Annotated in this window: 22 protein-coding genes; 5 read left to right on the top strand and 17 right to left on the bottom strand. The window is 43.3% G+C overall.

All coding sequences use genetic code 11. From position 1 onward, the window contains the following. Position 1: 1 nt before the first annotated feature. From hisC to NQ541_RS04330, 9 genes are all read right to left on the bottom strand, one after another. Positions 2-1069 (bottom strand): histidinol-phosphate transaminase, encoded by a 1068-nt coding sequence (gene hisC / locus NQ541_RS04370; RefSeq protein ID WP_044940134.1) that lies wholly within the window; start codon positions 1067-1069, stop codon positions 2-4. A gap of 82 nt (positions 1070-1151) precedes the next feature. After that, entirely contained in the window at positions 1152-2339 is a 1188-nt protein-coding gene (locus NQ541_RS04365; RefSeq protein ID WP_044940152.1) for a pyridoxal phosphate-dependent aminotransferase, read from the bottom strand. Continuing rightward, a complete protein-coding gene (locus NQ541_RS04360) occupies positions 2278-2415 on the bottom strand; it encodes a hypothetical protein (protein WP_155813738.1) in 138 nt (45 codons plus the stop codon). The genes NQ541_RS04365 and NQ541_RS04360 overlap by 62 nt, the downstream gene beginning before the upstream one ends. Before the next feature lie 2 nt (positions 2416-2417). Further along, a complete protein-coding gene (gene prfA, locus NQ541_RS04355; RefSeq protein ID WP_005609536.1) occupies positions 2418-3488 on the bottom strand; it encodes a peptide chain release factor 1 in 1071 nt (356 codons plus the stop codon). 50 nt (positions 3489-3538) lie between these two features. Then, a complete protein-coding gene (gene prmC / locus NQ541_RS04350; RefSeq protein WP_005609534.1) occupies positions 3539-4459 on the bottom strand; it encodes a peptide chain release factor N(5)-glutamine methyltransferase in 921 nt (306 codons plus the stop codon). Next, a complete protein-coding gene (locus NQ541_RS04345) occupies positions 4459-5373 on the bottom strand; it encodes a DUF1385 domain-containing protein (protein ID WP_005609532.1) in 915 nt (304 codons plus the stop codon). Before NQ541_RS04345 ends, prmC begins: the two co-directional genes overlap by 1 nt. 101 nt (positions 5374-5474) lie before the next feature. Then, positions 5475-5675, bottom strand: coding sequence for a 50S ribosomal protein L31 (gene rpmE / locus NQ541_RS04340; RefSeq protein WP_005609529.1), 201 nt, complete (start codon positions 5673-5675; stop codon positions 5475-5477). Between the two features lie 91 nt (positions 5676-5766). Then, a complete protein-coding gene (gene rho / locus NQ541_RS04335) occupies positions 5767-7116 on the bottom strand; it encodes a transcription termination factor Rho (RefSeq protein ID WP_005609527.1) in 1350 nt (449 codons plus the stop codon). A gap of 445 nt (positions 7117-7561) precedes the next feature. Continuing rightward, on the bottom strand, positions 7562-9310 hold the full coding sequence (locus NQ541_RS04330) for an IS1634 family transposase (protein ID WP_005612165.1): 1749 nt from the start codon (positions 9308-9310) through the stop codon (positions 7562-7564). Between the two features lie 359 nt (positions 9311-9669). Here NQ541_RS04330 and NQ541_RS04325 point away from each other — a divergent pair, with 359 nt between their 5' ends. From NQ541_RS04325 to NQ541_RS04315, 3 genes are read left to right on the top strand one after another with little or no spacing between them, the layout of a single operon-like run. Continuing rightward, on the top strand, positions 9670-10818 hold the full coding sequence (locus NQ541_RS04325) for an NAD(P)-dependent malic enzyme (RefSeq protein WP_005609405.1): 1149 nt from the start codon (positions 9670-9672) through the stop codon (positions 10816-10818). A 1-nt stretch (position 10819) separates the two neighbouring features. Further along, positions 10820-11785: a tRNA modification radical SAM protein MnmL/YtqA gene (gene mnmL, locus NQ541_RS04320; RefSeq protein WP_005609404.1), complete on the top strand. Its 966-nt coding sequence runs from the start codon at positions 10820-10822 to the stop codon at positions 11783-11785. Further along, positions 11778-12290: a DUF4364 family protein gene (locus NQ541_RS04315; RefSeq protein WP_005609401.1), complete on the top strand. Its 513-nt coding sequence runs from the start codon at positions 11778-11780 to the stop codon at positions 12288-12290. Before mnmL ends, NQ541_RS04315 begins: the two co-directional genes overlap by 8 nt. On the opposite strand, the gene NQ541_RS04310 is transcribed toward NQ541_RS04315, so the two are convergent. The 3 genes from NQ541_RS04310 to NQ541_RS04300 all read right to left on the bottom strand — a co-directional run bounded on the left by NQ541_RS04310 (position 12267) and on the right by NQ541_RS04300 (position 15350). After that, positions 12267-13583 carry a replication-associated recombination protein A gene (locus NQ541_RS04310; RefSeq protein ID WP_023922277.1) on the bottom strand — a complete coding sequence of 439 codons (1317 nt, stop codon included), beginning with the start codon at positions 13581-13583 and terminating at the stop codon, positions 12267-12269. The two genes, NQ541_RS04315 and NQ541_RS04310, sit on opposite strands and share 24 nt — an antisense overlap. A gap of 77 nt (positions 13584-13660) precedes the next feature. Beyond that, positions 13661-14365, bottom strand: coding sequence for a polysaccharide deacetylase family protein (locus tag NQ541_RS04305; protein ID WP_005609398.1), 705 nt, complete (start codon positions 14363-14365; stop codon positions 13661-13663). Between the two features lie 109 nt (positions 14366-14474). Further along, positions 14475-15350 (bottom strand): AraC family transcriptional regulator, encoded by an 876-nt coding sequence (locus NQ541_RS04300; protein WP_023922275.1) that lies wholly within the window; start codon positions 15348-15350, stop codon positions 14475-14477. A 184-nt stretch (positions 15351-15534) separates the two neighbouring features. Between NQ541_RS04300 and NQ541_RS04295 the strand changes: the two genes are divergently transcribed. Beyond that, positions 15535-16704, top strand: a complete 1170-nt coding sequence (locus NQ541_RS04295; protein ID WP_005609394.1) for a galactokinase — start codon at positions 15535-15537, stop codon at positions 16702-16704. 38 nt (positions 16705-16742) lie between these two features. Further along, positions 16743-18233, top strand: coding sequence for a UDP-glucose--hexose-1-phosphate uridylyltransferase (gene galT, locus NQ541_RS04290; RefSeq protein ID WP_005609393.1), 1491 nt, complete (start codon positions 16743-16745; stop codon positions 18231-18233). A gap of 760 nt (positions 18234-18993) precedes the next feature. On the opposite strand, the gene NQ541_RS04285 is transcribed toward galT, so the two are convergent. The 5 genes from NQ541_RS04285 to NQ541_RS04265 form a co-directional block, all read right to left on the bottom strand. Continuing rightward, entirely contained in the window at positions 18994-20430 is a 1437-nt protein-coding gene (locus NQ541_RS04285) for a polysaccharide deacetylase family protein (RefSeq protein ID WP_044905450.1), read from the bottom strand. A 176-nt stretch (positions 20431-20606) separates the two neighbouring features. Further along, the gene (locus tag NQ541_RS04280) at positions 20607-21275 is read right to left on the bottom strand and encodes a YkgJ family cysteine cluster protein (RefSeq protein WP_044905448.1); all 669 of its coding nucleotides are present in this window, start codon (positions 21273-21275) and stop codon (positions 20607-20609) included. 171 nt (positions 21276-21446) lie between these two features. Continuing rightward, positions 21447-22463, bottom strand: coding sequence for a UDP-glucose 4-epimerase GalE (galE, locus tag NQ541_RS04275; protein WP_005609166.1), 1017 nt, complete (start codon positions 22461-22463; stop codon positions 21447-21449). Between the two features lie 125 nt (positions 22464-22588). Beyond that, complete coding sequence (locus NQ541_RS04270) at positions 22589-23704, bottom strand: phosphotransferase enzyme family protein (protein WP_023922269.1); 1116 nt, start codon at positions 23702-23704, stop codon at positions 22589-22591. Between the two features lie 2 nt (positions 23705-23706). After that, positions 23707-24633, bottom strand: a complete 927-nt coding sequence (locus NQ541_RS04265) for a sugar phosphate nucleotidyltransferase (RefSeq protein ID WP_023922267.1) — start codon at positions 24631-24633, stop codon at positions 23707-23709.

Here is a 24633-nt window from a genome sequence, read left to right as displayed (position 1 = left end):
ACTATTCTCCCTTAATATATTTCGTCAGAAAATCAAATAACACCTGCATTTCTTCCCTTGTACCCACTGTAATCCTCAGATACTGGCCGATCCTTTCTGAATCCCAGTGCCTGACATAGATATCATTTGCCTTCAGTGCTTCAAAAAGTCTGCCGGCATCTGTCTGCGGATGCGTTGCAAAAATGAAATTGGCTTTTGCATCGGGAAATTCAAATCCAAGCCGGTGCAATTCTTCTTTTGCCCATTCTCTCGTCTCTATAATCTTACGAACATGCTCCTCAAAATATTCCTTATCCCGGACTGCTTCAACACCACATGCAATCGCGGTCTGATTCATTGTATAAGAATTAAAAGAATACTTGACATCATTCAGACAGCGGATCAATTCAGGATTGGAGACTGCGTAACCGATCCTCATACCAGCCATACTTCTGGCTTTTGAAAAGGTCTGCGTCACGATCAGATTATCATAACGGTCGATCAGTTCCAGTGCCGATCTTCCTGCGAAATCAATATATGCTTCATCCACGATCACGATCGAATCCCGGTTATGTTCCAGAATATCTTCTATAAAATCCAGTTCTTCATAAATTGCGGTCGGTGCATTCGGGTTCGGAAAAATGATTCCACCATTTTCCCGGTAATAATCTTCCTTTACAATGCGGAACTGTTCATCCAGTGCCGGTGTCTCATATGGAATCTTGTACAGCTCTGCCCACACTTTATAAAAAGAATAGGTAATATCCGGGAATAATACCGGTTTCCCGGAATTAAAAAATGTCAGGAAGCACATAGATAATACATCATCCGAGCCGACTCCCACAAAAACCTGATCCCGGTCTACCCCATAATACTCTGCAAGGCATCCGGTCAGTTCTTCTGCTGCTGGATCCGGATATAACCGGAATCTGTCTGTATCCATCTCACGCAACACCCGCTCCACTCCCGGAGCAGGCGGGTAAGGATTTTCATTTGTATTCAGCTTGATCACCTTATTCTGCGGCTGCTCACCCGGTACATAAGGCTCTGCCTGTCGTATATTTTTTAAAAGTTCTGCTCTTACAGCCATTCGTCTAAACCTCTGTCCTTTTCTCACTGTCAGATCATGTTCTGACTCTGTAAAGTTCCTCCATAAACCGGCAGGCTCTGCTTTATTTATACTCTTCCGCAAGTTCTTTGAATTTCGGAAGGGAATTTACGATTGTTTCATATGCAACGCAGTATGCCATACGCACATAACCCGGGCATCCAAAAGAACTTCCCGGAACAAGAAGAATATTATGCTTCTTTGCAGCATTACAGAATTTCTTTTCATCCGCTACCGGAGACTTAACAAACAGATAGAAGGCTCCCTCCGGTTTGATGCACTCAAAGCCAAGCTCTTTCAGTCCGTTGTATAAAGCTTCTCTGTTTCTGTCATAATAGGAAATATCGGTCTGCTCATTCAGGCATGCTTTCACTACCTTCTGCTGCAGGGTCGGTGCATTTACAAATCCAAGGATTCTCGTCGCCACATTTGCTGCTGCATTGAGCTTCTCACTGTCGCATACCTCATCCGGGATCACAAGATATCCGATACGCTCTCCCGGGAGAGATAAGGACTTGCTGTATGAATATCCTACGATCGTATTATCATAGTACTTTGTCAGGTATGGAACTTCTACTCCGTCATAAGCCAGCTCTCTGTATGGCTCGTCTGAGATGAGATAAATCTCCGTGCCAAACTCTTTCTGCTTTTCTTCCATGATGGCAGCCAGCTTTTTGATCGTCTCTTCCGAGTACACAACACCGGTCGGATTATTCGGTGTATTAACGATCACTGCTTTGGTCTTCGGGGAAAGTTTCTCCCTGAACTCATCCAGTTTTGGCTGGAATGTTGCTGTATCAGGAGAGATCTCCACGATCACTCCGTCATAGTTATTCGTATAACTTCTGTACTCTCCGAAATAAGGTGCAAATACTACCACTTCATCTCCCGGATTGAGCAGTGCTTTCAGGATGACATTCAATCCGCCTGCTGCTCCTACTGTCATGGTAATATTCTTTGCTGCAAAAGAAGTGCCAAAGCGTTCATTCAAAGAATCTGCAACTGCTTGTCTTACATCTTCATATCCTGCATTGCTATTGGTATAACCGTGAAGTACGATCGGATCCTCTTCATTCAGGATATCGATCATCGCCTTTTTCACTGCCTCCGGTGCCGGTACATTCGGATTGCCCAGGCTGAAGTCATAGACATTCTCCGCACCATAAATTTTTGCAAGGCGGTTTCCCTCTTCAAACATCGCACGGATTGCCGAACTGTTCGCCACCATATTTTCCATTTTCTTTGAAATCATCTCTTTCACTCCATTTCTTATCATTCTGCCGGTTCGTCCTGATCCGGCTTTTTTTTGCAGCTTTTCCTGAATCCATCTTTATTCTTCCATCTTTGCCAGCTTGGCTGTCTGATCTGCCGCGATCAGGCTGTCAATGATCTCATCCAGATCGCCGTTCAGAATACTGTCCAACTTATGCAGGGTCAGCTTGATTCTGTGGTCTGTCACGCGTCCCTGTGGGAAGTTGTAGGTTCTGATCTTCTCCGAACGGTCTCCTGTACCGATCTGACTTCTTCTCTCTGCCGCCTCAGATGCCTGCTGCTTCTCCAGTTCCAGATCATACAGCTTGGAACGCAGAAGACGGAATGCCTTTTCTTTATTCTGAAGCTGCGATTTTTCTGTCTGACTGTAAATCACGATCCCGGTCGGATAATGGGTCAGTCGTACCGCTGAATCGGTTGTATTGACACACTGTCCTCCATTTCCGGATGCACGCATCACATCAATACGGATATCTTTTTCGTCAATCACTACATCGACTTCCTCTGCCTCCGGCATCACTGCAACCGTGATCGTAGAGGTATGGATTCTTCCACCGCTTTCTGTCTCCGGCACACGCTGGACACGGTGGACACCACTTTCGTATTTCATACGGGAATATGCTCCCTGTCCTGTGACCATAAAGACACACTCTTTAAAACCGCCGATCCCGTTCTCATTCAACGAGATCATCTCTGTCTTCCATCTGCGGCTGTCCGCATAATGCACGTACATACGGTAGATCTCTGCTGCAAATAATGCCGCCTCATCTCCACCGGCACCGGCACGAATCTCCACGATGACGTTCTTATCATCATTCGGATCTTTTGGAAGAAGCAGGATCTTCAGTTCCTGTTCCAGTTCTTCAATCCTTGCTCTTGATCCGCTGAGTTCTTCCTTTGCAAGCTCCCTCATTTCCTCATCGGACTCCTCTTCAAGAAGCTGAAGGCTTTCCTCTATATTCTGCTTACAGTTTTTATACTCTTTATACGCCTCTACAATCGGAGCCAGATCACTCTGCTCCTTCATCAGTCTTCTGAACCGCTCCGGGTCATTTGCCACATCCGGTTCCTGAAGCTCACCCATTACTTCCTCATAACGGATGAGCAGGTCATCTAATCTGTCAAACATCTTTTCTATCCTTTACTCTTCTCTTTTACTCTTTTACTTCTTATATTTCTCTACTCAGTGTACACGCCACAGACGATGCGGTCAAGTCCTGCCAGATCCTTTTTTACCACAACCTGACCGTACCCCTCTTTCGTCATCAGCTCCGAAACTGCTTCTCCCTGGTCATATCCAATCTCAAAGAGGAGGACTCCATTCTTCTGCAAATATGCTCTGCTTTCTTCAATGATCTTTCTGTAAAAAAACAGACCATCTTCTTTCCCGTCCAGTGCAAGAAACGGATCATGCAGCCTGACTTCCTCCTGGAGTCCGCTGATCACAGAGGTTTTGATATACGGTGGATTGGAGACGATCATTCCAAAGGTTCCGTCCACCTGTTCAAACAAATCACTTTCCAAAAGCTCTGCCATACCTTTATTTCCGTTTTTTTCCAGCAGATCCAGATTTTCTTCTGCAATGCGTAAAGCAGCTTCTGAAATATCTGCACCGGTTCCCTGTATCTGTATTTTTTCTTTTGCTGCATAATACAGGATACTGATCAGGATACACCCCGACCCGGTACACAGGTCGAGCATCCGGACGGTCTCCTTTTCCTTCGGGACTTTTTCCTGTTCCAACAGCTTCAGTGCTTCTTCCACCAGCACTTCCGTATCCTGCCTTGGAATCAGGACATCTCCGCTGACCTGAAATTCAAGCCCCATAAATTCCTGCACTCCCGTAATATGCTGCAAAGGGATATGCTCTGTCCTTAGCTTCACTACTTTTTCATATTCCTGTGCCACGCTTTGTTCCATCCTGCGGTCCGGGTTCATATAGTAATGTGCCTTATCTACTCCTGTGACAAATTCTAGCAGATACCACGCATCCAGTCCTGCCTCTTCGATTCCCGCCTGCCGGAGCCGCTCTTCTCCTTCAGCATACATCGCTCTGAGCATCCGCATTTCGTCTTGCCCACCGGCCTTTTCCCTGCACATTACAGATTCTCCTTCTGCCAGTTCTTCCAGTCAAAGACTGCCTCAACTGCCCGGATTCCCACTTCGATCATATCATCATCCGGCTCTTTGGTCGTCATGTTCTGAACCCACATTCCCGGTCTGCTCAGTAAGTTCACAAAGGGATTTTCACTGTTTCCTGCAAGTTTAATGATCTCATAAGATACCCCGGCGATCACCGGAAGCAGTGCAAGCCGGATCAGGACTCTTGCGATCTGTGACTGGGCGGTGATAAAAAAGCAGAAAATAATACTCACGATCATGACAAAGAACAGAAAACTCGTCCCGCAGCGTTTATGCTGTCTGGAACTCTTCCGCACATTCTCCACATTCAGTTCCAGTCCATGCTCAATACAGTTAATGCATTTATGCTCTGCTCCATGATACATAAACGTTCTCTGAATATCCTTCATCCGTGAGATCAGTGCAATATATAGTAGGAATAATCCGACACGGATCAGTCCTTCGCAGACAGTCATGACCATTCTTGAATCGGTATAATGCTTTACCAGCCCACTTAAATAATAAGGAAGCACCATGAATAATCCCGCCGCTATGATCACCGAAAGAACTACGGTCAGGTTCATCATGATCTTTTCATTTTTTTCCCGTTTCTTCGCTTCAGCTTCTGTCAGAAGCTCCTCTTCTTCCTCTTCAAAAAAACTTGCTGAAAAAGTCAGCGTCTTCATTCCAAGGACAAGAGAATCCACAAAATTAAAAATGCCTCTGATAAAAGGGATCTTCAGAGGTGTCTTCCATGGAATGATACTTTTGTACTGCCGGATATCCACTTCGATATCCCCGTCCGGTTTCCTGACTGCAACAGAGTATCTTCCGCCGTTCCGCATCATGATCCCCTCCAGCACTGCCTGTCCACCTATATTCGATGATTTCATATATTTTCTCCTAACTGAAAAGATCCCATGGATCTTTTTGTCGTATGCCTGACAAAAAAAGAAGCTGAGATGATTCCACCTCAGCCTCCGATCTGTTGCTCTTATTTAATACCATATTTCTTGTTGAACTTATCAACACGGCCACGAGCCTGTGTAGCCTTCTGCTGACCTGTATAGAATGGGTGGCACTTGGAGCAGATTTCTACGTGGATGTTCTCCTTTGTAGATCCTGTTACAAAAGTGTTCCCGCAGTTGCAGGTTACAGTTGCCTGATAATAATTAGGATGGATACCTTCGCGCATGATTTTCACCTCTCTATTTTTAAATTACTTATAAATTTCTCTAAACAGCTTTCTAATTGTACCACAGACTTTTTTGTTTTGCAATACTTTTTTAGATAAACTTCTGACGGATAATCTGCTGTACCAGTTCTTCGTTATTTTTTGTTCTTGAGAACATGGTCAGAAGGTTGTCCACAGCCTCTTCTGCTTTCATACCATTCATGGCTTTCCGCATAATATAGGCAGCTTCCTGCTCCTCTTTATCCAGCAGCAGATCCTCTCTTCTCGTACCGGACTTCGGAATGTCAATCGCAGGGAACACTCTCTTTTCCTGCAGTTTACGATTCAGCATCAGCTCCATATTACCCGTTCCTTTAAATTCTTCATAGACAACATCATCCATTCTGCTTCCCGTATCGACCAGTGCAGTTGCCAGAATTGTAAGACTTCCGCCCTCTCTCATATTTCTGGCTGCTCCAAAGAAACGCTTCGGGCTGTAGAGTGCCGCCGGATCGAGACCTCCCGAAAGTGTTCTTCCTGATGGTGGTACGATCAGATTATAGGCTCTGGACAGTCGGGTAATACTGTCTAACAGAATCATAACATCCTTTCCATGCTCTACCAGACGTTTTGCTCTTGCGACCACCATCTCTGAAACTCTCTTATGATGTTCCGGAAGTTCATCAAAAGTAGAATAGATTACTTCCACATTCGGACCTTCGATTGCTTCTCTGATATCGGTCACTTCTTCCGGTCGTTCGTCGATCAGAAGAATGATCATATGCATATCCGGCTCTGTCTTCTGAACGGAAAGTGCAATTTCTTTTAATAAAGTGGTCTTTCCTGCTTTCGGAGGAGACACGATCATACCACGCTGTCCCTTCCCGATCGGTGAAATCAGATCTACGACTCTCATTGCCGTGGAACATCCCGGATTTTCCAGTCTGATCCTTTCATTTGGAAAGATTGGAGTCAGATCTTCAAAATTTTTTCTTTTCATTGCTTCTTCCGGTGGAAGTCCGTTGATCGTAGATACATACAAAAGGGCACTGAACTTCTCCCCCTGCGTCTTGATCCTTGTATTTCCTGTCAGGATATCTCCTGTCTTCAGTCCAAATCGCCTGATCTGTGACGGAGCCACATACACATCCTGCTCTCCCGGAAGATAATTATCGCTGCGGATAAAGCCATATCCGTCCTGATGGAGTTCAAAAATACCCTTTGCGGTTTTTCCGCTGTCAAGCTGCTCGATATCTGACTCTTCCTTTTTTTCTTTCATTTCCTGCCGTACTTCTTCTTTTGCTTTTTCATTTGCCTGCATCTGCTTTTCCGTCTCATCCAACTTCAACATCTCATCGATCAGAGCACTTTTTTTCAGCGTTGAAACTCCTTTCATATTTCTTGCTTTTGCCAGTTCTTTTAAGGTTGCAAGCGGCAAAGATTCATATCTTTCACGTGTCATACATCTTTTCCTTTCTTTTCATAAAATCTGACGTATTCTTCAAAAAATTAATAAATGATCCTGTCAGAAACTGTCTAACTGTCCATATTCACTCTGTCCTTAAATAATACCCCGGGATTCGCGTCAGAAATGACTTGTATCGATATCTGCATTAAAATAAATATGATGTCGGGGTCAAAAGCCCCCGACTTTGATGCCTACGGATTACTCCGTGCTACGCACTCCCCCCCTGGCATCATAAATATGGTTCGTATTATACACTACTTTCCTATAAAAAGAAAGCTTTTTTTCAAAAATGCAGATATTTGCAAAAATGCGGATATTGCATGAAATCTGCGGGAGTGTTATTATCCCATCTTTGACAGTTGGAAAGATAAAAATGGCTACAAACCCAGTAAACATGGGCTCTGTAGCCGTTTTTTATTTCGTAACGATATGTGCTATATTATGATTTTTTTGATTTAATCTGTTTCGTTTCTTTAATGATTGTTCGCATGGAGGCTTTTGTAATGAATTCATAATCCGTTCTAAAGCCGAATGTTTTGTGCAGAGAATCCGTTAATTCTGTTCTTGTGTAGGAAGGAATATAACCACTTGCTGTATTTAGTAGTGTCATTTGCATAGAACGTAATGTCCCAAGTATCTGACTGACCGTATAAGCATCTCCAAGTTTCTTTTCTAATAACCGATAAAGAAGAAGACTGATATAGCAAGTCATGAAATGAGCTTTTATTCGCTCCTCTCTTCGTACATAGACTGGTCTAGCTTCAAATTCGGTTTTCATAATTCTAAAGTTTTCTTCTATTTCCCAACGCTGTTTGTTAATCCGTATGATTTCAGAGACATCACCTTCCAGATTTGTAATAACAGCATAAAAACCATCATACATTTCTTCTTTTTGAATCTGTTCTTCATCGATATTGTATACTTGTTTATTAGCGATTTCCCCATCTGGCGTCACAGAAGTCTTCTTTACAAAACGCATTGGATCATTCTGATTTTTTCCTTTTCGTTTACGCCCAGGTGTGTTGATGATCTTTTCAGCATGTTCGATTTGGCGGTCACGAATTCTTCTTTGGTATGCTTTATATTTTGGAGAATAAGTAACAATCAGAGTTTCATCCATGTTTCCTGTAACCACGGGAACTTCTTTGTAATAAACAGTGTTATAAACTTCTTCATCAGTTTCATCAAGTGTACGCAGATCTATGAATTTTGTGCTACCGACTTTACGAAACTGCGTAGGGTTCAGAGCAATCTCACGATCTTCTTTCTTCATCTTTTTAAGAGAATGAGTGATGATGTATGCCCGGTTTCCAAGACTGTTAAATCTTCTGTTCGCAGCACTTCCAAGTCCGGAATCAGAACAATAGATGAATTCACTGCAGTTAAAGTCCTGGAGAATTTTTGATTCTAAAGGCTTTAAAGTTGTCTGTTCATTTTGATTTCCTGGATAAACATCAAAAGCAAGAGGAATACCATCAGCATCCATAAATAATCCCATAGTTACAATTGGATTCGGACGGTTTTCCTTACTTTTACCATAACGCTTAGAATCGCTTTCCTCTTCAATTTCGAAATAGTAGTTTGTGCAATCGTAATAGAGGATACGATTATTTCTTGGATAAAGGAAATTAGAATTCTTGTAAAGTTCACTTTGAATAAAATCCGATTCTTCTGCAATCACAGAAAGAGAGCGGTAAACATCCTGCAGACTGTATTTAGGTGGCTCTAACAGTGTTTGACAATAGTCATAGCTAGCCAGCTTGCTAGAAGGCGATAGGATTCGTGCATAAACTAAATCAGTCAGGATTGCTTGTAGATTATATTTATATTTGTGGCGTTCTTTGATTGTTCTACAAATCTTATCTATACGAAGTTGTGTACAAAGTTCTTGTAAAAAGAGATACCCAACATTGAAAGAACGGCGTTCATTCATCGGAATGCAAGCAGCTTTTGAAAACTCTACAGAAATCTTTCCAGTAGCTTCTTTATAGAGCTTTGTTTCTTTATCAGCCTGCTCTCTTGCCCATGCCATCATCTTATCTCTGTCACCATCGAATTGTTCTAAAAGTGTGTTATATTTTCCAAGTTTTTTATAAATACGAGATGAGGACTTACCATTTTCCTTGCGAAAAGAATGATAAATATACACATCTTTATTGTTTTCACTACCTGTAAGTGCAATATACATGATTAGAAAAAACTCCTTTTCTTTTATTATAACCCACTATTACAAACAAGTACATATAAAAACGGAAAATTTGACATAAAAAAAGCAGGTTTTATAAGGCCTGCAAGGTATTTTTCTAATATTCAACTGTCAAACTCCCGGATGTCGGGGTCAAAAGCCCCCGACTTTGATGCCTACGGATTACTCCGTGCTACGCACTCCCCCCCTGGCATCATAAATATGGTTCGTATTATACACTACTTTCCTATAAAAAGAAAGCTTTTTTTCAAAAATGCAGATATTTGCAAAAATGCGGATATTGCATGAAATCTGCGGGAGTGTTATTATTAATTACAAATTGATTCTGCGAGGTAAAAAATATGACAAATAACGAAAAAGCATTACAGATGCACAAAGAATGGAATGGAAAACTGGAAACCACGGCAAAGGCTCACGTCAATTCCCGGGAAGACCTGGCGATCGCCTATACTCCGGGTGTTGCTGAACCATGTAAAATCATCGCCAAAGACCCGGAAGCCGCCTATACTTATACAATGAAAGCCAATACAGTCGCTGTTGTCTCTGACGGAAGTGCCGTACTCGGTCTTGGAAATATCGGTGCATTGGCTGCCATGCCGGTCATGGAGGGAAAATGTGTTCTCTTTAAAGAATTTGGCGGAGTCAACGCAGTTCCGATCTGCCTGGATACGCAGGATACAGAGGAAATCATTCGCTCTGTTGTCAATATTGCACCTGCTTTTGGTGGTATCAATCTGGAGGACATCTCCGCACCACGCTGCTTTGAGATTGAGACCCGTTTAAAGGAACTTCTGAATATCCCGGTCTTCCATGATGACCAGCACGGAACTGCAATTGTTGTTCTCGCCGGCATCATCAACGCCTTAAAAGTAACCGGGAAAAAGAAAGAAGACTGCCGTGTTGTTGTAAACGGTGCAGGTTCTGCAGGTGTTGCAATCACTAAACTGCTGCTGACTTATGGATTCCCGCATATTACGATGTGTGATATCAACGGAATCATTTCCAAGGATTCACCGGATCTGAACTGGATGCAGAAAGAAATGACAAAAGTGACAAATCTTGAGGGACGGATCGGTCTTCTTGCCGATGCTCTGAAAGGTGCTGACATCTTTGTAGGTGTATCTGCCCCGAATATTGTTACCCCGGAGATGGTTGCATCCATGAACCAGGATGCAATCCTGTTTGCTATGGCGAACCCGGTACCTGAGATCATGCCGGATCTCGCAAAAGCTGCCGGTGCAAAAGTTGTCGGTACAGGACGCTCCGACTTCCCGAACCAGGTCAATAACGTTGTTGCTTTCCCTGGAATCTTCAAAGGAGCTTTAGAGGGACGTGCCACTCAGATCACCGAAGAGATGAAGCTGGCTGCCGCCAATGCGATTGCAGGTCTTGTTCCTGAAGAAGAACTTAACGAGAACAACATCCTGCCGGAGGCATTTGACCCGCGTGTAGCTGAAACTGTAAGTAAAGCAATAAAGGATCTGATCTGATATGGCAGATGGCTTTACCACAACCCGTTCTGTACCGATGCCTGTACGCTGGGGTGAAAAAAGATATCATTCCCTGGATTATGCATTAAAAAGTCAGTTTGGTGAAAAAGTCTACCGGATTGCATTAAACGGGGGGATGACCTGCCCCAACCGGGATGGAAAGATTGGCCGGGGCGGCTGTATCTTCTGTAGTGGCATGGGATCTGGCGACTTTGCCGGATCTGCCTCTTTCAGTATCTGCGAACAGCTTGCTGCCGGAAAAGCGGCTCTTCAGGCGAAACGACCGGTTCATTCCTATATTGCCTATTTCCAGGCATTTACAAATACGTATGCACCTGTCGAATACCTGGAAAAGATTTTTACCGAGGCAATCCTTGATCCCGATGTCCAGGTACTCGCCGTTGCAACGCGTCCTGACTGTCTGTCTCATGAGACCGTAGAACTTCTGAGACGCTTAAATCAGATCAAGCCGGTCTGGATCGAGCTTGGTCTTCAGACCATCCATCCGCAGACTGCCCGCTACATCCGCCGGGGATACCCGCTGGAGGTTTTTGACGATGCTGTAGTCAGACTGAAAGCGGCCGGAATCCAGGTGATCACGCATGTCATCCTTTTTCTTCCGGGAGAGACAGAAGCACAGATGCTTAAAACCATCGATTATCTGAACTGCAATCCCATTGATGGGATCAAATTGCAGCTACTCCACATTTTAAAGGGAACCGATCTTGCACGCGATTATGCACGCTCGCCTTTTCATATTCCTGACATGGACGAATATATCCGCTGCATCGGAAACTGTATCGCACATTTACGCCCTGACATCGTCATCCACCGGCTTACCGGGGACGGTCCAAAGGATCTGCTCATCGAACCACAATGGACCGGAGCAAAGCGTACTGTATTAAACCACATCCACCAATACCTGAAAAAACAGGATATCTGGCAGGGAAAGGAGTATTATGGCTGAAACTTACACGTTATATAAACTGATTGTTCTCTATATGCTGGACAAAGTGGATTTTCCACTGACTACTTCACAGATTTCCGAATTTATACTGGACAAGGGATATACGACTTATTTCCGGCTTCAGGAAACCTTATCAGAACTGACGGATTCCGAACTTCTGAAGATCGAGACAACGCACAACCGTACACTCTACCGTCTGACAGAGACCGGTGCAGACACGATCCACTTTTTCAGCAATAAGATTTCACCCGAAATCCGTACCGAAATTGATGATTTTCTGAAAGAAAAACAGTACGATCTGAAAGAAGAAGTGGCTGTCAAATCCGACTATTATCTCAAGACAGACCATCAGTTTGAAGTGCAGTGTCAGATCGTAGAAAATGGCTCCAGCCTCATTGACATGCGAATCACCGTTCCCACAGAAAAAGAAGCCAAAGCCATTGTAAATAACTGGAATCTGAAAAATCAGGAGATCTACGCATCACTGCTTTCGCAGCTTCTGTAGATGCTCTTTGATCTTTTTTTCATAACCAAGGTCGCCGGGTTCGTAGAACCTGGCGTCTTTTATTTCGTCCGGAAGATACTGCTGTTCCACATAATGTCCCGGATAATCATGTGCATATTTGTAGCCTGTTCCATGCCCCAGCTTTTCTGCTCCCTTATAGTGAGCATCCTGCAGATGTGACGGTACAGTCGTTTTATATTTTTTCACTGCTTCAGTCGCAGCAAAAATCGCATTCACTGCCGCATTGCTCTTCGGTGCAGATGCCACATAAGTCACCGCCTGGGATAAAATGATTTGGGATTCAGGCATACCGATCCTCTCAACTGCCTGTGCTGCTGCCACTGCCACGGTCAGTGCCATCGGATCTGCATTTCCTACATCTTCTGAGGCACAGATCATGATCCTTCTCGCAATAAACTTCACATCTTCTCCCGCATACAGCATTTTTGCAAGATAAAAGACTGCTGCATCCGGGTCTGACCCCCGCATACTTTTAATAAAGGCAGAAATGATATCATAATGGTTATCCCCTTTTTTATCATAGTTCACAACCCGTTTCTGAATACATTCTGATGCAACTTCCAGTGTAAGATGGATGATTCCGTCACTGCTGCGGTCTGTCGTAAGTATGCCAAGTTCCACCGCATTCAAAGCATTTCTTGCATCTCCACCGGATACATCTGCCAGAAATTCCAGTGCATCCGGGTCGATCTGTGCATGAAAACTTCCCATTCCTTTTTCTGTATCTTCTACCGCACGCACCAGAAGTTTCTTAATGTCTTCCTTCTCTAACGGCTTTAATTCAAAAATGCTGGAGCGTGAGATCAAAGCACCATTCACTTCAAAATACGGATTTTCCGTCGTTGCCCCGATCAGGATCAAAGTCCCATCCTCTACAAACGGCAGAAGATAATCCTGCTGCCCCTTATTAAACCGGTGGATCTCATCAATAAAAAGAATCGTCTTTTTACCATACATTCCCTGCAGATCCTTCGCCGCTTTCACGACCTCTTCCATATCCTTTTTTCCGGCTACTGTCGCATTGATCTGCTTAAATTCAGCACTTGTCGTATTGGCGATCACTTTTGCAAGGGTGGTCTTTCCGGTTCCCGGAGGGCCGTAAAAGATCAGGGAACTCAGCTTATCCGCCTTGATCGCCCGATATAGAAGTTTCCCTTTTCCAATGATATGCTGCTGTCCCACTACTTCTTCCAGCGTCGTCGGACGCATCCTCGAAGCCAGTGGTGATTCTTTTTCCTTTGCAGTTTCCCGCATATAATCAAATAGATCCATTTTTATTCTCTCCATTTATTTTTCTTCCAGGCTCTCTGTTCTGCACATGAGCCTCCGGTAACTCAGTCTTTTCTGCCTTAATCTGAGATCATCTGATCCACTGTAATAAATTCATATCCTTTTCCCTGCAGGGCATCTACGATCCTTAAAGCGGCCTGCACCGAACTAAGATACGAATCATGCAGTAAAATAATATCTCCCGGCTCTACTTTTTCCAATACACTTTGCGTAATTCTGGACACATCTTCGGTCATCCAGTCCAGCGGATCAACCGTCCAGCCTATATAAAACCTTTGTCGGTCAACATCGCCATTTTCCGGCACTTCTCCGTAAGGTGCCCTGGCATAGATCGGGTACTTCCCGGTAATCTTTCTGACCAGTTCATCCGTTGCATCCAGTTCTGCCTGTGCCTGTTCTGCTGACATTTTCGACAGATTTACATGATGATATGTATGATTCCCGATCAGATGTCCATCCGCACTCATTTCACGTAGGATCTGTGCATTTTCCCCCTTTTCGACATTCTCTCCAACCACAAAAAAGGTGGCACGCACGCCTCTTTTCCGCAGTCCCTCCAGTAACACAGGTGTTGAAGTTCCCGACGGCCCGTCATCAAAAGTCAGTGCCACCACCGGCTGCTCTTCTCCCTCCGATACCGTTCCGTCTGCAGGAACAAGCACTTCCTTCTGCCCAAAAGACAGCACAGGAAAACTCCACAGCAGATACACCACGATCAGAAACTGTATATAAAATTCTGTCAGATCACTGCTTTTTCTTTTCACACTGACAGCCCCCAATTCCAGGAAGTCACCTTATTATATGCTCCCCGGTTTCTTCTGATTCCAAAATCTATACAACAGCACGCTCCTGCTCCATCCTCCTGTCCCAGAATCAATCTGCCCGCCGTTCCATCCCCGTTCCTGAACCGGTATAATTTCTGTGCTTTTCTCTGTAAAGGGTCGGACTGATCTGCTTCTGCTTACGGAATGCCTTTGAAAAATAAAGATTATTCTCAAATCCAACAGAATATGCAATCGCAGAAACCGACAGATCAGTCTCCTTTAAAAGCCTGCATGCCTGCTTGATCCTGTACTGGGACAAAAATTCCTTTGGCGAACAGTTCATATAAGTCTGAAAAGAGCGGAACAGATGACTTCTGCTGATTCCTACATAGTCCGCAACATCTTCCACCGTCACAGGATAAGAATAATTCGTTTCTATATAATTTTCTGCTTTTTCCACATACATCATCCTGGCATCCCGCTCCGGAACTTCACTTTCATGATAATGCATAAAAACCGCAAGGAAACTGTACAACGCCCCCGTCATTGCAACCGCAGCTTCATAGGTATTTCCCTTGACATCATAAATCTTCTGCAGACCTTCCCTGATCTTCCTGTCCGGAATCTTTCCCGCAGGAATATATGGAATTTTCTTTGTGAAATCCGTATTTCTTATGATCGATGCCGCATCAGTTCCCATAAAACCGGCCCAGCCATATTCCCACGGCTTCTCCCGGTCCGCACAGTACCGCACTTCCACTCCCGGATACAGGATAAACGTATCTCCCTCTTTTAACCGGATCTGCTTTTCTCCGATCATATAAGAACCACTTCCCGAGAAAATATGGTGGATGCAATAATGATCTCTCACTCCCGGTCCCCACTGATACTCCGGATCGCACTTCTGATACCCTACATTGTATACCGACAGGGAATTTAACAGATTTTCTCCGACAATATAAGAATGCTTATAAGAATCTGACATAAACCAGCCTCCCGTCTTTGCTCCATCTTTTATCATTATAGACGTTTCTTCTTTTCACTGCAACATTTTTACATATGACAGCACGTATTTTTTATGGACGTTTCCGACTCTTTCATTTATAATAAAATCAGTATCCAGACATGGAAAATGTTTCGGGCAATATTGATTACAGGAGGATTGTAAAATGAAGCAGAAGTTATTTGACAAATTCGCGGAACTCTTCGGCAATTCCGACGGAGTAAATTTTTATTTTTCCCCGGGCCGTGTCAATCTCATCGGAGAACATACCGATTATAACGGAGGTCATGTATTTCCGTGTGCATTGACGCTCGGTACTTACGGAGCTGCCCGTAAAAGAGAGGACCGCAAGATTCATTTTTACTCTATGAACCTTGATTCATTCGGTGTCGTAGAAGCTTCACTGGATGATCTCACGAACAAAAAAGAATACAACTGGGCAAATTATCCACTCGGAGTTGTCTGGGCATTTGCGGAAAAAGGACATCCGATTTCCAGTGGATTTGATATGGTGATCTGGGGAAATATCCCGAATGGTTCCGGTCTTTCCTCTTCCGCTTCACTTGAAGTTCTGACCGGAGTTATTTTATCTGACCTTTTTGATATCAAAGACCTGTCCATGACAGATCTCGCCCTGATCGGACAGTATTCTGAAAATAACTTCAACGGTTGCAACTGTGGAATCATGGATCAGTTTGCTGTTGCCATGGGAAAGAAAGATCATGCGATCTTCCTGGATACAGCTACTCTGGACTATGAGTATGCACCTTGCGTGCTGGACGGTGCAAAGATCGTCATTACCAACAGCAAGGTGAAGCACAGCCTTGTAGATTCCGCTTATAACGACAGAAGAAATGAGTGTGCTGCGGCATTAAAGGCTCTTCAGACAAAGCTGGATATCCAGTCTTTAGGTGATCTCTCTATCGAAGAATTTGAAGCCAACAAAGAGCTTATCTCTGATGAGATCCAGCGGAAACGTGCAAAGCATGCCGTTTACGAAAATCAGCGTACGATCACCGCTGTACAGGCACTTAAGGACGGAAAGATCGAGGAATTTGGTAAACTGATGAACCAGTCCCACATTTCCCTGCGGGATGATTATGCTGTTTCCTGCGATGAGATCGATATTCTTGTTGATCTTGCCTGGGCGATCCCCGGTGTTCTCGGTTCCCGTATCACAGGAGGCGGATTTGGTGGATGTACTGTCAGCATCGTGAAAGATGAGGCCGTTGATACATTCATTGAAACGATTGGAAAAGCCTATGCAGAAAAAGTCGGACATGAAGCAGAATTCTATACTGTTGATATCGGAGACGGAGCTTCCAGACTTGCTTAACCACATTATATTTTTACCTTAAAGGGGGATTTATTATCATGCTTTATGAATCAATCAAAAAATTAGTACAGTACGGAATCAATACCGGGCTGACACCGGAATCTGAAAGAATCTATACAACGAACCTTCTTTTGGATCTTTTTAAAGAAAATAACTACGAAGATACAGACTGCGACCTTGACAACATCGTTCTTGAAGACGTACTTGCTGATCTTTTAAATGAGGCTGTTGCAAGAGGCATCATTGAAGACAGTATCGGATACCGTGATCTCTTTGATACAAAGATCATGAACTGTCTCATGCCACGTCCGGCTCAGGTTCAGGACGCTTTCTGGAAAAAATACGAAGAGTCTCCTGAAAAAGCAACTGCTTTCTACTACAAGCTGAGTCAGGACAGTGATTATATCCGCAGATACCGTATCAAAAAGGACCGCAAATGGACTGTTGATACAGAATATGGTACTCTGGATATCACGATCAACCTTTCCAAGCCTGAAAAAGATCCAAAAGCCATCGCTGCTGCAGGAAAAGCAAAGTCTTCTGCTTATCCAAAATGCCAGCTCTGTATGGAAAATGAAGGATATGCAGGACGCCTGGATCACCCGGCACGTGAAAACCACCGTATCATCCCGATCACGATCCAGAACGGAAAATGGGGATTCCAGTATTCTCCATATGTATATTATAACGAGCATTGTATCGTATTCAACGGACAGCACGTTCCAATGAAGATCGACCGCCATGCATTTGCAAAGCTGTTCGACTTCATCAAATTATTCCCACATTATTTCCTGGGATCTAATGCTGATCTCCCGATCGTAGGCGGATCAATCTTAAGCCACGACCACTTCCAGGGAGGTAACTATACTTTTGCTATGGCAAAGGCACCGGTGATCGAGAACTTTACAGTAGCAGGATACGAAGATGTTACAGCCGGCATTGTAAAATGGCCACTTTCTGTGATCCGTCTTCAGGGAAAAGATACAGAGCGTATCATCGACCTCGCTGAACATATCCTGAATAAATGGCGTGGTTATACAGATGAAGAAGCTTTCATCTTTGCAGAAACTGACGGAACACCACACAGCACGATCACTCCGATTGCAAGAAAACGTGGTGACCTGTATGAACTGGATCTCACACTGAGAAATAATATCACTACTGAAGAGCATCCGCTGGGTGTATATCATCCACACGCAAAGCTTCATCATATCAAAAAGGAAAATATCGGTCTGATCGAAGTAATGGGACTTGCAGTTCTTCCGGCACGTCTGAAAGGCGAAATGGAATTACTGAAAGAATATATCCTTGAAAAGAAAGATATCCGCAGCAATGAGCAGATTGCAAAGCATGCTGACTGGGTTGACGAATTTCTTCCATCCTACCCGGATGTCAATGAAAGCAATGTAGAAGAAATTCTTCAGCAGGAAGTAGGAAAAGTCTTCTGCCAGGTACTGGAAGATGCAGGCGTATACAAATGCACACCGGAAGGACTTGAGGCATTTAGAAGATTTATCAGTGTACTGTAAATTTGTAGTTGTTGGGGTGAAAATATCTCGGCAGTAGAAAGTATCTGATGAAAAAACGTTCATATCCGCCCTTGTTGTTGCATCGCAGTGCAGGACCCGCTTTACCTCAGCCCGTTGACAACTTGTAACAGGAACGTGGAAACACTCGTGCAGAGGCACTCCTGTTTACGTTCCTTAACAAGTTGGGCAAAGTGTCTTCGGAACGCTCCCTGTCAATGCACTGCTCACGCAACAGCAAGGGCGGATATTGGATTTTTCAAATCAGAATGCTTTTCTCGCACCGGGACATTTTCTCTCAACAAATACGAAATTTCAAATAAGAAGTAGAAAGCCGGAGGGCTATCGACCAGGATAAAGGATTTGTCAAGTAGTAAATATCATATCTACTGTCTAATATTTACGATCGAATATCTTAGTCAATAGCCATCCGGCTTTTTTCTATCCTTTTGAAATTTGTATTGTTGAGTGACTACGCTGTGGAGTCAGAAAAAAACTTCTTACTGTGACTACCAGCGGAAAGCAGGGTGTTCCTGAGCAGGTGCATTAGCAGGAGCGTTCCGAAGACACTTTGCAGCGTTTGTTAGAGAAAGTAAATCGAGTGCCATTGCACGAAGATTTCCACTTTCGAGTTACAAACAGTCAACGGGCTGAGGTAAAGCGGGCCTGCACCGCGAAGGAATATCTCTGATTTCCGCGTCCTCTTCGCCATAAAGAAGTCTTTTGCTTTACAAGCGTATCATTCCAACAAATACAAATTTCACTAATTATTTACCCTATGATGTGCCGCCACGGAATCTTTTGTCAGTCCTTTAAAGCTATATCCTTGTCCTCTATAATATTCTATAATCTGAGGCAATGCTTCAACAGTTGTATCTTTTGCATCCGTATCATGCATCAGAATTGTCACATGATCTGCTGAACATAATGTAGCATTTTGAACCAGTTTGCTGACTGCGACATTATTTCCACTTGCATCTGTAGAATCACAGTTCCAGTCAAAGTATTCATAACCTTTTTCATGAACCGCTTTGGTCAGCGTTGTCATTAATCCCTGCACATAGTCTGCACTGACTGTATTACTTGATCCACCCGGGAAACGGATGAGTGTAGATTTCTCTCCTGTAATCTTTTCTACAAGGTCTGAAACTTTTTGAAGATCATCGAAATATGCCTGCTCCGAAGCATAGACCGTAGCATAATCATGCGTATATGTATGCAGTCCGATGGAATTTCCTTCATCAAATGCTCTCTTGATCAGGTCATCATGCTCCCGATGGTTTCCCGTTACAAAAAATGTTCCTTTTATATTATACTGCTTTAAAATATCAAGAATTTTCCCTGTATTCTCTGATGGGCCGTCATCAAAGGTCAGATATACGATCTTCTCTTTCCACTCAGGATTTGCCTTTACGGTAATCTTTCTCTCCACCTTTGTCTCATTCCCCGAACGGTCTTTTGCGACATAAGTTACCACATATGTTCCTGGTGTATTCAGGTCTGCCTTTGTCGAATCCACGCTTAAAGACGGATCTGGATCTGCATTATCTTTTACAGTTACTCCACTGGAAAAATCCATGGTCTTTCCCTGCAAAATTTCCGTATCTTCCGCCCCTGAAATTTCAGGTGGTGTCTTATCTTCTTCCAGGATCAACTTTGACTTTCCTGTCGTCTTATTACCATAGATGTCTTTTGCCTCCACAGAAATGGAATATTCTCCCGCTTTATCCCATTTTTTAGCATTCAGAATCTTTAATGACACTTCCGATGCATCTTTCACCTTTTTCACAAAATCATCTGCAGTCACTGCTCCGCCAAGATCTACCGTATAGGAATTTTTCATCTCCAATACTGGCGGCTTCGTATCTCTTACTTTTACTGTAACCGTCTTTTTTCTTCCCCTCCAGGAATAAGTCACCCGATAATCTCCCTCTTTCGTATTATCTACCGAACCAGTGATCTTCACCTGAGAAGCTTTTCCCGCAAAGACGTAACGGATATTTTTCTTCAGATTCACTGAATCTTTCAATTCCACATCAATAACGCTGTTTTTCAATATAACCGGATTCACTCCAAAATAAATTCTTGCACCGATAATCGGAAGAAATAGCACTGCCAGAATAGCTAAGACCAGTCTTCTGCGTCTTCTCTTAAGTCCACGCAGTTTCTCTGCCTTTCTCCTTCTCCGTCTTCGTTCCATTTCCGTTTCTGCTTCTCTGTTGTCCCTTACCATGATACTCTCATCTCTTCTGTATTTTATATTCCTGCCCTTACGATAACATTCTCTTTTTCCGTTGACAAGAGGCCTCGGATAATCATAAATAATTATTAAGAAATCCTTCTTTAAAACCCAAGAATTTCTCCCCAAAAAAGGAATCAGAATCCAAGGATTTCATTCACCGAGCTTAATCTTTCAAAAAATTCTCTGTAAAATTCTTCATCTTCTTTCGCCTGAAAAGGCGTCTGATAAAACCGCTGAAGAATCAGCAACGTCAGAACCTTCTGATTCTGTTCATCCAGTTCTTTCATTCCATCTTCACTCTTATTAAGGAACTCGTGCCACCTGCTAATATAAGTTTCATAAGTTTTCAGGTTTTCAATCCCCAGCCATTTCTTTACTTTCATCTTTCCACGTGATTTTTTTCGACATTCATCAATTTGAAGAAAATAATGAAATCCATTTTTCTCATAATATCTGCCCAATGGAAAAAGCCTGCAGATTCCCGGCCTGTATGGATGGATCGAGCAGCGTCCTTCTTCATTCAGAAAGGAACAGACCTCTCTCGTTCCGTTCATACGCAGATTGGGCAAAATAATTCCATCCACAACATTCAGCTCCAGTTCTTTTTTCAGAAGTTTCTCCAACATCCTGCCTGTTCCTCGTTGCATTTTCCATATATCCATCGGATCTAAAACAACCGAAGTTCCCATATTCTGACAGCATGCAGAACACCCTGCACAATCTCCACATTCTACTTTGACCATATCATTGGCAGAATACAGCCGTCCATCAGATATTTCATTCAAATCTACATTTCTCTTCATTCCGTCACCACCTTTTCTTTTTACTGCTGCCACATCCCCTGCAGCAAAAAAGAAAAGGCTGTCACTGTAGAATCCGTCTCATTCATCTGATCCATCATCTCCGGTCAACAACCTTTTCTCTATCTTTTGATCACGCTCTGGCGATCATTTTCAGGAAAGTAATCCTGGAAATTATCCCTCGTATCCATTTGGATTCTGGCTCTGCCATCTCCATGAATCTTCGCACATCTCATCCAGTCCTCTTTCAGCTACCCAGTGCAGCTCTTCTTTTGCCTTGGATGCGTCACAATAGCATGTTGCGATATCTCCGGCACGACGAGGCTTGATCTCATACGGAATCTCTTTTCCGCATGCCTTGCTGAATGCTTTTACCATATCAAGAACAGAATATCCATTTCCTGTTCCAAGGTTGTATACGGATACTCCTGCTTTCTCTTTCAGTTTCTCTACTGCACGCACATGTCCGATCGCAAGGTCAACTACATGGATATAATCACGGACACCTGTACCGTCATGCGTATCATAGTCATCTCCGAATACTCCAAGACGCTCTAATTTACCGATAGCTACCTGAGTGATATATGGAATCAGGTTGTTCGGGATTCCCTTCGGATCTTCACCGATGAGACCGCTCTTATGTGCTCCGATCGGGTTGAAGTAACGAAGAAGTACTACATTCCACTCAGGATCTGCTGTATGAAGATCTGTCAGGATCTGCTCCAGCATCCACTTTGTCCATCCGTATGGATTTGTGCAGGTTCCTTTCGGGCATTTCTCAGTGATCGGAATAAATGCCGGATCACCATATACTGTTGCAGAAGAACTGAAGATAATATTCTTCACACCATGGTTTCTCATAACATCACAAAGCGTAATCGTTCCGCCAATATTGTTCTCATAATACTCAAGCGGCTTTGCTACAGACTCACCAACTGCTTTCAGTCCTGCAAAATGAATCACTGACTCAATTTCTTCTTTCTCAAAGATCTCATTCATAGCTTCTTTATCACGAATGTCTGCTTTGTAGAATTTCAGGTCTTTTCCTGTAATCTTTTTTACTCTTTCCAGTGACTTTTCAGATGCGTTGTATAAGTTATCTGCAACAACAACATCATATCCTGCATTCAGAAGTTCCACACAGGTATGGCTTCCAATAAATCCGGCTCCTCCGGTTACTAAAATTGACATTTTAACTCCTCCTTCAACCAATATGATCAAGTTATCTTTCCTTCAACTTACAGGTACATTATACCATAAATTCTCTGAATATACCTTGTATTTTTGGTTCATCTTATGGTAAAAATGTTGCACGATCAGCGATTATATTTTGCTACGATCTCCTGCATGATATCCCATTTCTTTTCCATATCTGCCACCAGTTTGAACTGGGTACGGCATCTGTCAAGATTGTGCTTTTCTCTGTGGATCTTGAAGTAATGATCTCCATCCAGATAATCTGTCAGGAAACGCATACCGCACTCAAAAGTCATGACTTTTGCTCCCATCGGAAGAAGTTCAACTTCTTTCTTTGTCAGCTTTCCGTCACATCCCTCAAGGAAGCCCTTTACATAGATTTCAAAAAGATCCATACTGCAGGATACTTTGCTTAAGTCTGTCTCATCCTCTGCTGCTGTACTTGCCCCAAAACGGATGGAATCACCAAAATCGTTCATTGCAAGTCCCGGCATAACTGTATCAAGATCAATAACGCAGATTCCCTTTCCGGTCTTGTCGTCGATCATAATATTGTTCAGCTTTGTATCATTGTGCGTGACACGAAGCGGAAGTTTTCCTTTGTCCTGAAGCTCCCCAAATACATTTGCCACGTCTTCATGTGCCAGTACAAAGTTGATCTCATCCTGTACTTCTGCTGCACGTCCGCATACATCCTTTGCAACGGTATCTTTAAATACCTGGAATCTTGCTCTTGTATCATGGAATCCCTTGATCGTCTCATTGAGTGTCTCTGCAGGATAATCAGCCAGCATCCGCTGGAAATGTCCAAATGCGACTGCACTTTCGTAAAAGTCTTCCGGTTTCTCTACCTGGTCATAACTGCTTGCATCCGTAATGTATACATAAGAACGCCAGTACTCACCCTTAGAATCCACATAGTAAGGCTTTCCATCCTTTGCCGGGATTACATTCAGAGTTTCACGCTCCGGATCTCCGCCGTTCTCAATGATCTTCTTACGAAGGAACGTCGTAACCCCTACTACATTCTCCATCAGTTCTACCGGATTCGTAAAAATCTCACGGTTCATACGCTGAAGGATCACTTTCAGGATTCCCATCTCTGAAATCTCATACTTTAAAAGATATGTATCATTAATATGACCGCTTCCAAAAGGCTCTTTACTTAAAAGCTTTCCCTCATAATCAAAATTTGCAATCGCTTCATTGATCTGTGCTTCAGACACTCTTCCCATCTTTAGTCTTCCTCCCATAATTTCTGCGGATACTCTCCTGCATCTTTCAATGCCTGGATTGCCTCTACAACAACCGGCTTGTCCTCTTTATATGTAACTCCATACCATTTATCTTCTGACTCAAGTACCTGCACGGTTGCTCTCTCAGACTCTAATAAGTTGCTCACAACAGATGGCAGGAAATACTCACACTTCATCGGATTCTCTTTCAGTCCTTTTTCAAGAAATGCAGGAAATTCTGCCTTGATCTCATCCAGAATACTTCTTGTAAATCCCCACATATTCATAGAAACCAGTGTCTCCGGATCTACCTCTGTCCATGTAGCTCCGTCATCCTCTGAATATGCAATTCCACCATTACGCTTCTCAATTCTTGTACGCTCATGAACTGCAACTAATTCTTTTGCATCATTCAGGTCACAGATCCCTCTTGCAACATGTCCGTTATCTGTCACCGTATTTTTCAGACGGTATCCCACCATGGTATAACGGTATTTGTCATCATCTTCATGCGTTGTCAGATAATTATAGATTACTTCAAATGCATGACGTCCATAATAATCATCTGCATTGATAACAGCAAATGGTCCATCCACTTCATCAATCGCACTCAGAACTGCATGAGCCGTTCCCCATGGCTTCACACGACCCTCCGGAACTTCAAATCCTTCCGGCAGGTTATGAAGATCCTGATATGCATATGCAACATCCATGATCTTTTCCATTCTGTTGCCGACTGCTTCCTTAAAATCAGCCTCATCCTCTTTTTTAATGATAAATACAACTTTTTCAAATCCCGCACGCTTTGCATCGAAGATTGAAAAGTCCATAATGATATGTCCTTCTTTATCGACTGGATCGATCTGCTTCAGTCCGCCATATCTGCTTCCCATTCCAGCCGCCATAATTACAAGAACCGGTTTTTTCAT

Source organism: [Ruminococcus] lactaris ATCC 29176 (genome assembly GCF_025152405.1).
Taxonomy (GTDB): domain Bacteria; phylum Bacillota; class Clostridia; order Lachnospirales; family Lachnospiraceae; genus Mediterraneibacter; species Mediterraneibacter lactaris.
Note: the sequence above shows the minus strand (reverse complement) of the source record. Positions and strands in the feature narration are given on the sequence as shown.

What these genes read in the sequence shown, in the direction of transcription:
- NQ541_RS04270 (WP_023922269.1), bottom strand. Translation starts at nt 23,704, where the DNA reads ATGGGAAGAGTGTCTGAAGCACAGATCAATGAAGCGATTGCAAATTTT.
- NQ541_RS04285 (WP_044905450.1), bottom strand. Translation starts at nt 20,430, where the DNA reads ATGGAACGAAGACGGAGAAGGAGAAAGGCAGAGAAACTGCGTGGACTT.
- NQ541_RS04325 (WP_005609405.1), top strand. Translation starts at nt 9,670, where the DNA reads ATGACAAATAACGAAAAAGCATTACAGATGCACAAAGAATGGAATGGA.
- NQ541_RS04310 (WP_023922277.1), bottom strand. Translation starts at nt 13,583, where the DNA reads ATGGATCTATTTGATTATATGCGGGAAACTGCAAAGGAAAAAGAATCA.
- rpmE (WP_005609529.1), bottom strand. Translation starts at nt 5,675, where the DNA reads ATGCGCGAAGGTATCCATCCTAATTATTATCAGGCAACTGTAACCTGC.
- rho (WP_005609527.1), bottom strand. Translation starts at nt 7,116, where the DNA reads ATGACACGTGAAAGATATGAATCTTTGCCGCTTGCAACCTTAAAAGAA.
- prfA (WP_005609536.1), bottom strand. Translation starts at nt 3,488, where the DNA reads ATGTTTGACAGATTAGATGACCTGCTCATCCGTTATGAGGAAGTAATG.
- NQ541_RS04280 (WP_044905448.1), bottom strand. Translation starts at nt 21,275, where the DNA reads ATGAAGAGAAATGTAGATTTGAATGAAATATCTGATGGACGGCTGTAT.
- NQ541_RS04330 (WP_005612165.1), bottom strand. Translation starts at nt 9,310, where the DNA reads ATGTATATTGCACTTACAGGTAGTGAAAACAATAAAGATGTGTATATT.
- galT (WP_005609393.1), top strand. Translation starts at nt 16,743, where the DNA reads ATGCTTTATGAATCAATCAAAAAATTAGTACAGTACGGAATCAATACC.
- NQ541_RS04345 (WP_005609532.1), bottom strand. Translation starts at nt 5,373, where the DNA reads ATGAAATCATCGAATATAGGTGGACAGGCAGTGCTGGAGGGGATCATG.
- NQ541_RS04295 (WP_005609394.1), top strand. Translation starts at nt 15,535, where the DNA reads ATGAAGCAGAAGTTATTTGACAAATTCGCGGAACTCTTCGGCAATTCC.
- NQ541_RS04265 (WP_023922267.1), bottom strand. Translation starts at nt 24,633, where the DNA reads ATGAAAAAACCGGTTCTTGTAATTATGGCGGCTGGAATGGGAAGCAGA.
- hisC (WP_044940134.1), bottom strand. Translation starts at nt 1,069, where the DNA reads ATGGCTGTAAGAGCAGAACTTTTAAAAAATATACGACAGGCAGAGCCT.
- prmC (WP_005609534.1), bottom strand. Translation starts at nt 4,459, where the DNA reads ATGTGCAGGGAAAAGGCCGGTGGGCAAGACGAAATGCGGATGCTCAGA.
- NQ541_RS04365 (WP_044940152.1), bottom strand. Translation starts at nt 2,339, where the DNA reads ATGATTTCAAAGAAAATGGAAAATATGGTGGCGAACAGTTCGGCAATC.
- galE (WP_005609166.1), bottom strand. Translation starts at nt 22,463, where the DNA reads ATGTCAATTTTAGTAACCGGAGGAGCCGGATTTATTGGAAGCCATACC.
- mnmL (WP_005609404.1), top strand. Translation starts at nt 10,820, where the DNA reads ATGGCAGATGGCTTTACCACAACCCGTTCTGTACCGATGCCTGTACGC.
- NQ541_RS04300 (WP_023922275.1), bottom strand. Translation starts at nt 15,350, where the DNA reads ATGTCAGATTCTTATAAGCATTCTTATATTGTCGGAGAAAATCTGTTA.
- NQ541_RS04315 (WP_005609401.1), top strand. Translation starts at nt 11,778, where the DNA reads ATGGCTGAAACTTACACGTTATATAAACTGATTGTTCTCTATATGCTG.
- NQ541_RS04360 (WP_155813738.1), bottom strand. Translation starts at nt 2,415, where the DNA reads ATGGATTCAGGAAAAGCTGCAAAAAAAAGCCGGATCAGGACGAACCGG.